Source organism: Kribbella sp. NPDC050820 (assembly GCF_040653975.1).
Classification (GTDB): domain Bacteria; phylum Actinomycetota; class Actinomycetes; order Propionibacteriales; family Kribbellaceae; genus Kribbella.
Map to the genome: position 1 here is coordinate 46,173 of NZ_JBFAHB010000044.1, position 12,931 is coordinate 59,103.

The 12,931-nt window shown below is 68.5% G+C and carries 11 protein-coding genes; 5 read left to right on the forward strand and 6 right to left on the reverse strand.

The annotated features are described in order from the left end of the window. On the forward strand, window positions 1-903 hold the full coding sequence (locus AB0H36_RS30495) for a hypothetical protein (protein WP_360531126.1): 903 nt from the start codon (window positions 1-3) through the stop codon (window positions 901-903). Here the strand turns inward: AB0H36_RS30495 and AB0H36_RS30500 are convergent. The 5 genes from AB0H36_RS30500 to AB0H36_RS30520 all read right to left on the reverse strand — a co-directional run bounded on the left by AB0H36_RS30500 (window position 889) and on the right by AB0H36_RS30520 (window position 7,305). After that, a complete protein-coding gene (locus AB0H36_RS30500; RefSeq protein ID WP_360531129.1) occupies window positions 889-2,904 on the reverse strand; it encodes an AAA family ATPase in 2,016 nt (671 codons plus the stop codon). The genes AB0H36_RS30495 and AB0H36_RS30500 overlap by 15 nt on opposite strands. 38 nt (window positions 2,905-2,942) lie before the next feature. Then, on the reverse strand, window positions 2,943-3,743 hold the full coding sequence (locus AB0H36_RS30505; protein WP_360531132.1) for a phosphatase PAP2 family protein: 801 nt from the start codon (window positions 3,741-3,743) through the stop codon (window positions 2,943-2,945). A gap of 113 nt (window positions 3,744-3,856) precedes the next feature. After that, entirely contained in the window at window positions 3,857-4,744 is an 888-nt protein-coding gene (locus AB0H36_RS30510) for a carbohydrate ABC transporter permease (protein ID WP_360531135.1), read from the reverse strand. Further along, the gene (locus AB0H36_RS30515) at window positions 4,741-5,682 is read right to left on the reverse strand and encodes an ABC transporter permease subunit (protein ID WP_360531138.1); all 942 of its coding nucleotides are present in this window, start codon (window positions 5,680-5,682) and stop codon (window positions 4,741-4,743) included. Before AB0H36_RS30515 ends, AB0H36_RS30510 begins: the two co-directional genes overlap by 4 nt. Next, window positions 5,683-7,305, reverse strand: coding sequence for a substrate-binding domain-containing protein (locus tag AB0H36_RS30520; RefSeq protein ID WP_360531141.1), 1,623 nt, complete (start codon window positions 7,303-7,305; stop codon window positions 5,683-5,685). It lies immediately after the preceding gene. A gap of 47 nt (window positions 7,306-7,352) precedes the next feature. Here AB0H36_RS30520 and AB0H36_RS30525 point away from each other — a divergent pair, with 47 nt between their 5' ends. The 4 genes from AB0H36_RS30525 (at window position 7,353) to AB0H36_RS30540 (ending at window position 11,110) form a co-directional block, all read left to right on the forward strand. Beyond that, entirely contained in the window at window positions 7,353-8,414 is a 1,062-nt protein-coding gene (locus AB0H36_RS30525) for a sialidase family protein (protein ID WP_360531144.1), read from the forward strand. Between the two features lie 14 nt (window positions 8,415-8,428). Further along, the gene (locus AB0H36_RS30530; RefSeq protein WP_360531147.1) at window positions 8,429-9,364 is read left to right on the forward strand and encodes a dihydrodipicolinate synthase family protein; all 936 of its coding nucleotides are present in this window, start codon (window positions 8,429-8,431) and stop codon (window positions 9,362-9,364) included. Between the two features lie 29 nt (window positions 9,365-9,393). Beyond that, the gene (locus tag AB0H36_RS30535; protein ID WP_360531150.1) at window positions 9,394-10,104 is read left to right on the forward strand and encodes an FCD domain-containing protein; all 711 of its coding nucleotides are present in this window, start codon (window positions 9,394-9,396) and stop codon (window positions 10,102-10,104) included. A gap of 145 nt (window positions 10,105-10,249) precedes the next feature. Next, complete coding sequence (locus AB0H36_RS30540; RefSeq protein ID WP_360531153.1) at window positions 10,250-11,110, forward strand: DUF559 domain-containing protein; 861 nt, start codon at window positions 10,250-10,252, stop codon at window positions 11,108-11,110. Between the two features lie 170 nt (window positions 11,111-11,280). Here the strand turns inward: AB0H36_RS30540 and AB0H36_RS30545 are convergent, their stop codons facing one another. Continuing rightward, window positions 11,281-12,921 (reverse strand): DNA repair helicase XPB, encoded by a 1,641-nt coding sequence (locus tag AB0H36_RS30545; protein WP_360531156.1) that lies wholly within the window; start codon window positions 12,919-12,921, stop codon window positions 11,281-11,283. Between the last annotated feature and the right edge of the window lie 10 nt (window positions 12,922-12,931).

A 12,931-nucleotide genomic window follows, 5' to 3' on the forward strand; every position in this document is an offset into this window, starting at 1 on the left:
ATGCGTTTCCTGGCCGCGCTGATGCTGCTCACCTCGACGATGACGAGCGCCGGCGACCCCAACTCCGTGGTCGAGGGCTGGAAGACCTCACCGGTGTACGTCGACCCGACACAGAGCGTGCTCGTCTCCGACGAGGAGGCCGCCAAGCTGGCCGAGCGGGTCGAGGACTACGACCCGGCCATCCGGATCGCCGTACTGCCGGAGGAGGCGCTCGACGACGGGCGCCGGGACAAGCAGATGTCCGCGGAGGCGTTCGTGGACACGGTCGCCTACAAGCAGGCGTCGGACGGGATCTACCTGGTCGTGTTCGGCGACCGGATCACCTGGGCGAAGGCCGTCGGTGTCACCTCACCGATCGACGGCGTGCTGGCCGAGGAGCTGCGCGAGCACGGCCGGTCCGACCCGGTCGGGACGCTCAACGGGGTGCTGGACCAGCTCGACGTACCCAAGTCGTCCAGTGGGGTGCCGGGCTGGTTGGTGGCGTTCCTGATCACCCTGGGCCTGCTTGCGGGAGGCGGCGCGGCGGTGTGGTGGTGGCGGTTGCGTCAGGAGACTGAGGAGGAGCCCGAGCCGGAGGAGGACCCGCAGCCGGACACGCTGGAGGAGCGGAGAGCCCTGGCGCGGGAGGAGGTCGCCCGGTTCGGTGCGGAGCTCGACTCCGCCGGCCTGACCAAGGACGGCCTCGGTGAGGAGGCCGCGACGGATCTGCAGGCGGCCCAGGCTGCGTACGCCGCCGCCACCCGAGTGATCGACGGCAAGCCCGACGACGACCAGCTGCGCGGGGTCCGCGCGACCGTCGGGTACGGCCGCTGGCGGCTGGCCTGTGCACAGGCCAGGGTCGAGGGTCGACCGGTGCCACCGTTCCGGGCGCTCCGGCCGGTGCGGCGGTCAGGCGGTCTGTAGGACTGCGGGCAGGTCCTCGCTGTGCAGTACGGCAAGCGACGTGACCGCACGGGTCAGGCAGACGTAGAGGCGGCGGAGCCCGGTGCGCTCGTCGGCCTCACCGGCGACGATGCTGGCCGGCTCGACCAGGACCACGTGGTCGAACTCCAGACCCTTGGCCAGTGACGCCGGTACGACGTCCAGGTGCGCGTCGACGTCGTCCTCGTCACCGAGCACGGAGAACGGGATCCCCTTGTCCTGCAAGGCCTTCCGGGTCGCCGTGACCAGGGCGTCCGGGACGATCAGGCCGATCGATCCGAGGCGCGACGACACCTCGTGGACGGTCGACACGGCCGCGACCAGGCTGTCGGGTACGCGCGTGATGGCGAGCTCACCGCGCGAGCGCCGTACTGCAGTGGGCGGGGTGAGGTGTGGGGCGATCGACGGCAGCAGACGGGCGGCGTACTCGATCACTTGACCGGGCACGCGGAAGCCTGCGGTCAGCTCCTCGGTGTGGGCGCCGGTCTTGCCCAGGTGCCCCAGCGCCTCGTCCCAGGACGGTGTCGCCCACGGTGTGGTGCCCTGCGCGATGTCACCGAGCACAGTCATCGAGCCGGTCGAGCATCGACGCCCGACTGCCCGCAGTTGCATCGCCGACAGGTCCTGCGCCTCGTCCAGGACCACGTGCCCGAGTGACGGCGTACGGTCGACCAGATCGGCGACCTCGTCGATCAGAGTGGCATCGGCGACGGACCACTTCGCCGCGCCGACCGACCGGGGCGCCTTGTCCCACTGCAGCAGCTCCTGCTCCTCAGCGGTCAGGATCCCGTCGGCGTGCTCGGCCAGCAACTCCGGGTCGGTGAACAGCCGGAACACCAGCTTCGCCGGGTCCACAGCCGGCCAGAGCGCCTCGGCGTACTGCTTGACCGGACGGCTGCGCGCGACCGCGTCCTGCACTCGGTCGTCGGGGGAGTCACCGGCCGCCTCCATCCGGAGCAGCACGGCGTGGGCCAGCCGCTGCGGCAACATCGCCCGACCGGCGCCGTACCGAATGCCTCGGGTCCGCAGCTCGCTGACCAGCTCCTCCGCCTGGTACGCCGCAACCCGCCAGCGATGCGCCCCACGCGGCACGACCAGCGCCTCCTTCGGCAGCTGCACCTGCGACCACACGGCCCGGTGCAACACCTCCGCCATCCGGGCGTCACCCTTCAGTACGTCGACCGCCGCCGGCCCCGGCCCGGTCACGCGGACCCGCGCGACCAGCTCCTCGACAGTCGTCTGCTTCGCCTCGATCTCACCCAGCGCGGGGAGGACGTCACCGATGTAGCGCAGGAAGCTGGCGTTCGGCCCGACCACGAGGACACCGGCGCGGCTGAGCTGGTCCCGGTAGGCGTAGAGCAGGTACGCCGCGCGGTGCAGGCCGACCGCGGTCTTCCCGGTCCCGGGCGCCCCCTGGACGCAGATGGTGTCGTCGACGCCGGCCCGGACGATCACGTCCTGCTCGGGCTGGATGGTCGCCACGATGTCGCGCATCGGGCCGGAGCGCGGGCGCTCGATCTCGGCGTCGAGGATGTCGCTGTGCTCGTCGGTCGGCGCTGCGGCCGTCAGGTCCTCGTCCTCGAAGGCGGTCATCTCGCCGTGCGTGAAGCCGAACCGCCGCCGGATCCCGACGCCCATCGGCTCGGTCCGGCTGGCCCGGTAGAACGGCACCGAGATGTCTGCTCGCCAGTCCACCACCAGCGGCTCGCCGAGCGCGTCGTTCACGTGCCGGCGGCCGATGTGGAACGTCTCGGTGGTCGGCTCGAGGTAGTCCAGCCGGCCGAAGAACAGCGGCACCTCGGGGTCGTCCTCGAGCTCCTTCATCCGCCGCCAGATCGCGGCTTTCAAGAACTCCTGGTTGACCCGGTCGGCGCTGTGGATCTCCAGCGAGCCGGTCTTCTCCCGCATCACCGCCAGCGCGGCACGGGACGTCTTCAGGTAGTCCTTCTCGGCCTGGAGGGTGTCGTACGTATCAGGGGGCACAGCGAACCTCCGGCAGGGGTGGGGGAAGCCCAGCTACGTTACTTGAGCACCCTGCTCGGGGAAACCGAATTTCGGGCTCGCAGGTCGTCGTGCATGCCGGGGCGGAGCAGCAGGGGGAGGCTGACCGCGAGCAGCAGCAGAGCGACGATCCCGTCCAGCCAGTAGTGGTTGGCGGTCACCACGACGACTCCGAACGTGATGATCGGGTGCAGCAGCCACAGCCAGCGCCAGCGCGTCCGGGTGATCAGGATCATCGACAGCGCGATCAGGGCGGCCCAGCCGACATGCAGGCTCGGCATCGCGGCGAACTGGTTGGCCACGCCGCCGGACCGCTCGGCGCCGTACACCGACAGGCCGAACTGCAGGCCGGTGTCGACGAACCCCGGCATCATCCGCGGCGGTGCGAGCGGGAACACGATGTGCCCGATCAGGGCCAGTCCGGTCAACGACACGATCGTCCAGCGGACGTGGGTGTACGCCCGCGGTCGCCAGATGCTGAGCCAGAGCAACACGCACGCGGTCAGCGGGGCGTGCACGCTCGCGTAGTAGACGTTCGCTCCCTCGACCAGTTGCGGGACCTTCAGCGCCGCGTGCTGGATCGATGCCTCGTTCGGCAGGTGCAGCCAGTTCTGTAGCGCGAGGATCTCCCGGGCATGGTCGAACGCCGACCCAGTGTGCTTCGCGGCGATCTGCCGGCCCGCGCTGTAGACCAGAAACAGCGTGGCCAGCAGGATCGCTTCCCGTACCACCCGCCAGACGACCGGCGCGGGCCGCCTGCCTGCGTCCCGCCCCTCGTCTTCCCCATCGATCCCCACCCGTTCGAGCGCCTGCGTCCCCATAACTTTCGACGGTACCTGGCGTTCGGTCGGGATTTGCCCAGGCGAAACCCTGGCGTTGCCCCTGGGCAATCCCCCGGGCGACAGTTCGTGACGCACCCGTCACCCGGTTGGGATCAACCCTTCACGGCCCCCGTCAGCACGCCCTTGGCGAAGTGTCGTTGCAGGAACGGGTAGATCAGCAGGATCGGGACGATCGAGACGACCAGGATGGCCATCTGGATCGACGCCTGCGGCGGCAGCAACTCGGTGCCGAGCTCGGCGCTGCCCAGCTGGGTGTCGTTGATGACGTACGTCCGCAATACCAGCTGCAACGGCCACAGCTTGCTGTCGTTCAGGTACAGCAGGGCGCTGAAGAACGCGTTCCAGTACGCCACTGCGTAGAACAGGCCGATCACCGACAGCACCGCCTTGGACAGCGGCAGCACGATGTAGCCGAAGATCTTCAGCTCGCCGGCGCCGTCCATCCTTGCGCTCTCGGTGAGCTCGCCCGGCAGGTTCATGAAGAACGCCCGCAGCACGATCACGTTGAACGCGCTGACCATCGTCGGCACGATCAGCGCCCAGATGCTGTCCAGCAGCCCGACCCCCTTGACCACCAGGTACGTCGGGATGATGCCGGGGGAGAACAACATGCTGAACAGGATCACCAGCAGGATCGGCCGCCCGGCCACGAACGACGGCCGGGACAGCGCGTAGGCGAGCAGGCAGGACACGGTGAGGCTGAGCAGCGTCCCGACCACGGTGACGAAGACGCTGATGAACAGCGCCTGCGTCACCACGCCGCCGGCGAACAGCGACTCGTACGCCGCGAAGCTGATCGACTCCGGCAGCAGCACCAGCCCGCCCGACTCGTTGATCTGCTTGTTCGGCGCCACGCTGGTCGAGATCACCCCGACGAACGGGAGGATCACCGCCGCGCAGAACACCAGCAGCACCAGGCCCTTGAAGATCCGCATCGGCCAGGACGGCATCGGCACGCCCTGCACGATCTTGCGTGTCATCGCTGGTACACCCCTTGCTCGCCGAAGATGTGCGCCACCTTGTTCGCGGCCAGCACCAGGGCCACGCCGACCAGGCCCTTCACCAGGCCGACCGCGGCGGCCACGCCCCAGGCGCCGCCGATCACGCCGTTGTTGTAGACGTAGGTGTCCAGGACCTCACTGACGTCCCGGCCGACCGCCTGCTGCTGCAGGATGATCTGCTCGAAGCCGACGGTCAGCGAGTCGCCGAGCCGCAGGATGAACAGCAGGATGATGATCCCGCGCAGCCCCGGCAGCGTGACGTGCCACAGCTGCCGCATCCGGCTCGCGCCGTCCACGCTGGACGCCTCGTACAGCTGGGAGTCGATCTGGGACAGCGCGGCCAGGAACAGGATCGTCGCCCAGCCGGTGTCCTTCCAGATGATCTGCGACGTCAGCAGCACGTGGAACAACTCGGAGTTCCCGATGATGTTGATCGTCGCCAGGTCATGCGATCGCAGGTAGTTGTTCAGCAACCCGCTGCCACCGAGCATCTGCTGGAACAGCGCGACCACGATCACCCACGACATGAAGTGCGGCAGGTAGAGGATGCTCTGCGCGATCCGCTTGATCCGCTCCGAGAACAGCGAGTTCAGCAGCAGGGCCAGCAGGATCGGCGCCGGGAACACGAAGACCGACTGCAGGCAGGTCAGGATCAGGGTGTTCTTCAACGCCCGCAGGAACGCCGGGTCGCCGTTGAAGATCACGCCGAAGTTCGACCAGCCGGACCAGTCGCTGCCGCCGATGCCGAGGAACGGCTGGTAGTCCTTGAACGCGATCACGTTCCCCAGCAGCGGCACGTAGTGGAACGCGATGATCAGCGCGGTCCCGGGCACCGCGAACAGCAGCAGCACCTTGTCCCGGAGCAGTCGCTGCCCCAGACCGAGCCGCTGCTGTCGCGTGGTGGATCGCTGGAGCATCTACTTCCCTGCCGCCTCGGAGAAGGCCTTCTCGAGCTCGCCGCGCATGGTGTCGCCGCCGGACGACTTCCAGGTCTGCACCGCCGCGGTCCAGTCCGACACCGGCTTCTTGCCCTGCACGATCTGCGACTCCAGGTCGGTCATCGTCTTGGCCAGCTGGGTCTGCTTCTTCGACTGGGTGTCGGAGTACAGGCCGTACGACGCGTCGTACACGAGCCGGTCCGCCACCTTCTGCTGGATGGCGTGCTGGTTCTGCGGCACGTCGGGCTTGCCGGCCCAGTACAGCGCCAGCGCGGAGTCGCTGATGTACTGCAGGCCGATGCCGGTCTCGACCACACCGGTCTTGGTCGGCACCGGGTCCGTGCCCTGCAACGCGTAGTGGCGGCCGGCGACGCCGTACTTGCGGAACAGGTACTCCTCGGTGCCGAACGGTGCGGCCATCCAGTTCGCGATCTTCAGCAGCGTGTCGGCCGAGTGCTTGCTGTCCTTGCTGAAAGACGTGATGTTGTTCAGCGCCGAGCCCATCCACGGCGCGCCCTGACCGCCGTCGAAGCCCGGTACGTCGAGCATGTTCACCGAGAACGCGTCACCGGCGGTGTTGTCGGAGTAGTACTGGTTCCAGGCGACGAAGCTGTCGTAGTCGAACGCCGCGATACCGCCGTTGAACCACTGCTTGCGGGCACTGGCCTTGTCGTTGAACGCGTCCGGGTTGATCACCCCGGCCTCGACCATCTTGCGGCCGGCCTCGAGCGCCTCGAGCTGCGCCTCGTGCTCGTACATCGAGGTGAACTTGCCGCCCTCCTCCCTCCAGATGTTGGGGATCATCAGCATCTGGCGGATGGTCGACAGCGGCACCCGGGTCCAGGCCCACTTGTTCTGCTTGGCCGCGGTCATCTCCTTGGCCAGGTCGAGGAACTCCTGGAAGTTCTTCGGCGCCGGGTCCTTGATGCCCTTCGCGGCCAGCAGGTCCGCGCGGTACAGCGGCAGCGACGTCCGGGACATGCCGCGCGGCACCGGGACGCCGTAGATCGCGCCGTTGAAGACACAGCCCTTCCAGTACTCGGTCGGGATGTTCGCCAGGAACGGGTACTTCTTCACCGCGTCACCGGACAGCTGCTCGGTCAGGTCCATGCACTTGGCCTTGACCAGGCCCGGGATCTGCACGGTGTCGACCGGGATGTTCAGGATGTCCGGCAGGTCGCCGCCGGCGATCCGGGTGGCGAACTTGTCCTTGTACTCGTCGTTCGAGGCCATGCTGATCTGCAGCTCGGAGCCGAGCCGCTGGTTGACCGCCTGCCAGAACTGGTTCTTGTCCGCCGCCGGCGGGATCGCGCCGGGGATGTTCGTCATGAACGTGATCGGCTTGCCGTCGCCGGGCGCCTCGGCGATCGCGCGGACCGGGTTCGCCGGGTACTTCAGGAACCCGTCCAGGACGACGTCGGTGCCGGGCAGGTCGGGCTTGATGTCGCCGTACTTGGTGTAGGTCGGCAGTTTCACGGCCAGGTTGGCGGCGGCCGTGTTCTTCTTGTCCGAAGCACACCCGGCCAGCAGCGGCGTACCGGTGACCGCGACAGCGGCGACGGCCAGGCCGCCGCCGAGGAATGTTCTTCTGCTGACTGGCATGAGGCCTCACTTCCATCGGAGGGCCACACCATGACATAGTACGTCCTATGTCTTCAAGAGTCGGCGCGCAGATCGTTTTCGATCCGGCGCACAGCGGCTACCACACGTTCCGGATCCCGTCCGTGCTGGCGCGGGGGCCGCTCGTGCTCGCCTTCTGTGAGGGACGGCTGCACGGGTCCGGCGACGCCGGCGAGATCGAGGTCGTGCTGCGGCGCTCCCTCGACGGCGGCCAGACCTGGCTGCCGCTGCAGGTAGTGTCCGCGGTGCCCGGCAAGACCTGCGGGAACCCGGTGCCGGTGATCGACCCGGCGAGCGGCGACATCGTGCTGGTCACGGTGCAGAACGGCGCCGACGCGGTGGAGATGTCGCTTGCCCGCGGCACCGATCCCGAGTCCGGGCGGCGGGTGTTCGTGCAGCGGTCCGCGGACGACGGTGCGACGTGGAGCCCGACGGTCGAGATCACCTCGCAGGTGAAGCCGGCCGACTGGGGTTGGTACGCGACCGGGCCGTGTCATGGGATCGCGCTGACGGCCGGGCGTCTCGTCGTACCGGCGAATCACTCCTTCGTGCCGTCCGAGCCTGTCGACGACCTGATCCGGCTGAACGGCGGGCACTGCATCGTGAGCGACGACGGCGGTGTCACCTGGTCGGTCGGGTTCGTGGATCGCAACGACGGCGCGGAGATCAACGCCAACGAGACGACCGTGGCCGAGCTTCCGGACGGACGGCTGTACTTCAACGCCCGCAACCACCAGGGGACCGGGCCGGCCCGGGTGCACGCGTGGTCCTCGGACGGCGGTGCGACGCTCGACGCGCCGTACGCCGGGATCCCGGAGATCACCGCGCCGGGGATCCAGGGGAGCATGCTCGCGCTGCCCGACGGCCGCCTGTTGTTGTCGACACCCGTCAACCCGTCGAGTCGCCGTGAGCTGACCGTGTTCGTCAGCAAGGACTCCGGTCAGTCGTGGGGGCCTGAACTGGTCGTCCACGAGGGCATGGCCGGGTACTCCGACCTGGTCCTGCTGCCCGACGGCCGGGCCGGGATCTTCTACGAGGCCGGTGAGACCTCGTCCTTCGCCACCCTGCGCTTCGCCATGTTCGCCCTTTGAGGTTGGGAGACCCCTTGACCGACTCCGCCCAGTTGACCGGCGTCCTACCGCCGCTCGTCACCCCGCTCACACCCGAGTACGACGTCGACACCGCATCGCTGGCCAGGTTGATCGACCATCAGCTGACCGGTGGTGTGAACGGGGTGTTCGTGCTCGGCACCTCCGGCGAAGGCACGTTCCTGACCGACGAACAACGGCAGGTCGTGCTCGAGACCACCGTGACCGAGGTGGCCGGTCAGGTGCCGGTGCTGGCCGGTGTCATCGACACGTCGACCGCCCGCGCCGGCGCCCATCTGTCTGCCGCGATGAAGGCGGGTGTGGATGGGCTGGTCGCGACCGCGCCGTTCTACGCCGCCACGCATCCGGCCGAGATCGAGCGGCACTTCGTCCGGCTGGCCTCGCTGGCCGGGGACACGCCGCTGTACGCGTACGACATCCCGCCGCGGGCTGGGGTGAAGCTGCCGGCGTCGCTGATGATCTCGCTCGGTCAGCGCGGGGTCATCGCCGGGGTGAAGGACTCCAGCGGACAGGAGACGAGCCTTCGTCGGTTGGTGCTGGACCGGCGAGACGCCGGGCTGTCCGGGTTCGCGGTGATGACCGGCTCCGAGGTGACGGTCGACTCGTCGCTGGCCTTCGGTGTCGACGGCGTCGTACCCGGGTTGGGGAACGTGGATCCGGCCGGGTACGTGCGGTTGTACGACGCGGTTGCTGCTGGGGACCTGGCGGCGGCACGGGCCGAGCAGGACCGGTTGATCAGGTTGTTCGAGATCATCGACGTCGCGGATCGCGGGCGGATGGGGGCTAGCTCGGCCGCGCTAGGCGCGTTCAAGGCGGGGCTGTATCTGCTCGGCGTGATCGCTTGCCCGGTGACGGCATACCCGTCGATCCCGCTGGACGACGCGGAGATCGAGGCGATCCGGCCCTTGCTCGAGCGCGCCGGACTACACTGAACGGTTCCAAGTTTCTGAGGAGGCCGGCAGTGACGACGGGTGGGCTCAGCCGGGCACGGGGTGCGGCGGGGAATCAGTCCTTCATTCGCGACCAGATGAAGTCGTACATCCTGGAGCGCGGGCTGAAGGCGGGTGACCCGCTGCCCAACGAGCAGGAGCTGATGGCTCAGCTCGGCGTCGGGCGGCACCCGTTGCGGGAGGCGATGAAGGCGCTGCAGGCGGTCGGCATCATCGAGATCCGGCACGGGTACGGGACGTACGTCGGCGAGGTGTCGCTGCAGTCGCTGGAGGACGGGCTCGCGTTCCGGATGTCGCAGTCGATGGCCGGCGACCTCCGCGACGTCCAGAACGTCCTGGAGGTCCGCCAGGCCATCGAGGTCGGCCTGGCGGACGACGTCGTCGCCCACTTCAGCTCCCACGGGTACGACACCCTGGAGCCGATCGTCCAGGCGATGGAGGCCAAGGCCGCCGACGGCAAGTACTTCCCTGACGAGGACTGGGCCTTCCACCAGGCCCTCTACGAACCCCTGGGCAACGCCCTGGTCATCGACCTGCTGTCAGTCTTCTGGCGAACCTTCTCCCAGGTCGACGCTCGTCTCCCCGGCGCCCGCTACTCCCCAGCCGACGCCGCCGCCTGGCACCGCGACCTCCTGAACACCCTCCAGACCGCCGACCCCGACGCCTTCGCCCGCTCGATGAAAAAACACTTCAACGGCATCCACACCCGCCTGGGCGAGTAGTTCGACAGGACGTACAGGTCCACTGAGGGCACGCCGGCCGGTCGCTGAGCGGGACGAGAACGGTCGGGCGGAGACACCTCCTGTCGAGCTGTTCCTGTGGACAAGGCACGACGCGAGTCGACCCATCTCGGGCACCATCCTTCGGATGGAAACGCTCGGCGAGATGCTGGTACGACGGGGTGGATGGACGACGCTGTCCGAGCTGCTGCAGGTGACATCCCGCAAGGCGATCGCGGCCGCGCTCGAGCGGGGTGAGCTGCAGCGAATCGCTCAAGGCGTCTACGCTGTGCCGGGCCTGCGGACGGACAAGACGGCCGCTCTCGCGTACGACGGCGTCCTCTCGCACACCACCGCTGCGGCGGCGCTGGGTCTCCCGCTCCTCGTGCAGCCGGAGAAGCCGCATGTCACCGTTCCGCCCAAACGCCGTCCACGCCCGGGACCGCCCGCGGTTCTGCACTGGGCCCCGACTCTCGTCGACGAACGCCGGCACCGGATCACGTCACTGCTGCGGACCGTCGTCGACTGCTGCCGCATTCTCCCGTTCGCCGAGGCACTCGCTGTCGCCGATGCCGCCCTCGCCACCGGACACCTCAGCCAGGACGAACTCCTTGCCGCGACAGCAGCGATGCGGGGTCCCGGATGCCCGAACGCCCGGAGGACGACGGCAGTCGCGACGGGCCTGTCCGGTAGCTTCCTCGAGTCCATGCTCAGGGCGCTCCTCATCGAGAAGGGCATCGACGGCTTCGAGCCGCAGGTCCTGGTATCCAACGGCCGCTTCCGGGCTCGGGTCGACCTGGGACATCGCGAGGCCCGGTTGGCGCTCGAAGCAGACGGCTGGGAGTTCCACGGATCCCGGCGCGACTTCGCTGCCGACTGCCACCGGTACGACGAGTTGGTGGCGGCCGGCTGGCTGGTGCTCCGGCTTACCTACGAACAGGTGATCGGCGCCCCTGAGTGGGTTGTCGCCACGATCCGTGCTGCGCTGGCGCAGCGACTCGCCGGCTGACGGGACAAATGGACAGGAGGTGTCCGCACGAGCCCACCAACTGGCGCCGGAGGTCAGCGTCGCGATCTCCTGGCTGACCCGACACCTCCTGTCGAGCTGCACCATTCGGCTCAGGCGAAGAGGTTCTCCGCGTCCACGATTTCCCCCTCCAGCTTCTTTCCTTCCTGAGGTCAGGCGAAGAGGTTTTCGGCGTCGACGATGGTGTAGGCGTAGCCCTGTTCGGCGAGGAAGCGTTGGCGGTGCGCGGCGAACTCGGCGTCTACCGTGTCTCGGGCGACGATCGAGTAGAAGCGGGCGGTGCGGCCGTCGCCTTTGGGGCGGAGGACTCGGCCCAGGCGTTGGGCTTCTTCCTGGCGGGAGCCGAAGGTGCCGGAGACCTGGATGGCGACCGACGCCTCCGGGAGGTCGATGGAGAAGTTGGCGACCTTGCTGACCACCAGCCGGGAGATCTCCCCGGCCCGGAACGCGTCGAAGAGCCGCTGGCGTTCGCGGACGGTCGTCTCGCCCTTGATCACCGGGCACTCCAGCCGTTCGCCGAGCTCGTCGAGCTGGTCGATGTACTGGCCGATCACCAGCAGCGGCTCGTCCGCGTGGTGTTCGGCGATCCGCCGTACCAGCCTCGACTTCGCCGGGGTCGACGCGGCCAGCCGGTAGCGGTCCTCCGGCTCGGCGGTCGCGTACACGAAGCGCTCGGTCTGCTCCAGGTCGACCCGCACCTCGACGCAGTCGGCCGGAGCGATCCAGCCCTGCGCCTCGATGTCCTTCCACGGCGCGTCGTACCGCTTCGGGCCGATCAGCGAGAACACGTCACCCTCGCGGCCGTCCTCCCGGACGAGCGTCGCGGTCAGGCCGATCCGCCGCCGGGTCTGCAGGTCGGCGGTCATCCGGAAGATCGGCGCCGGCAGCAGGTGCACCTCGTCGTACACGATCAGGCCCCAGTCGCGCGCGTCGAAAAGCTCCAGGTGCGTGTAGACACCCTTCCGGCGGGTCGTCATCACCTGGTACGTCGCGATGGTCACTGGGCGGATCTCCTTGCGGGCACCGGAGTACTCGCCGATCTCGTCCTCGGTCAGGCTGGTCCGGCGGAGCAGTTCGTCCTTCCACTGCCGCGCGGACACCGTGTTCGTGACCAGGATCAGCGTGGTCGCGGACGCCTGCGCCATCGCGGCCGCGCCGACGATCGTCTTGCCGGCCCCACAGGGCAGTACGACGACGCCGGAGCCGCCGTGCCAGAACGAGTCGACCGCCTGCTGCTGGTACGGGCGCATGTCCCAGCCCTCACGCACCAGGTCGATCTTGTGCGTCTCGCCGTCGACGTACCCGGCGAGGTCCTCGGCCGGCCAGCCGAGCTTGAGCAGGGTCTGCTTGAGGTGACCGCGCTCGGACGGGTGCACCAGGACGGTGTCGTCGTCTATGCGGGCGCCCATCATCGGCTTGACCTTGTTGCTGCGCAGCACCTCTTCCAGCACCGGGCGGTCGGTCGTCACCAGCACCAGCCCGTGCTGCGGGTGCTTCTCCAGCCGCAGTCGGCCGTAGCGGTCCAGAGTCTCGGCGATGTCGACGAGAAGCGAGTGCGGGACGGGGTAGCGGCTGTACCGCAGCAGCACGTCGATGACCTGCTCCGCGTCGTGCCCGGCGGCCCGCGCGTTCCACAGCCCCAGCGGCGTCAGCCGGTAGGTGTGCACATGCTCCGGCGCCCGCTCCAACTCGGCAAACGGCGCAATAGCCTTCCTGCACTCATTAGCGTCCGCATGCGCAGTCTCCAACAACAAAGTCTTGTCCGACTGCACAATCAAGGGACCGTCCGTCACACCCAACTCC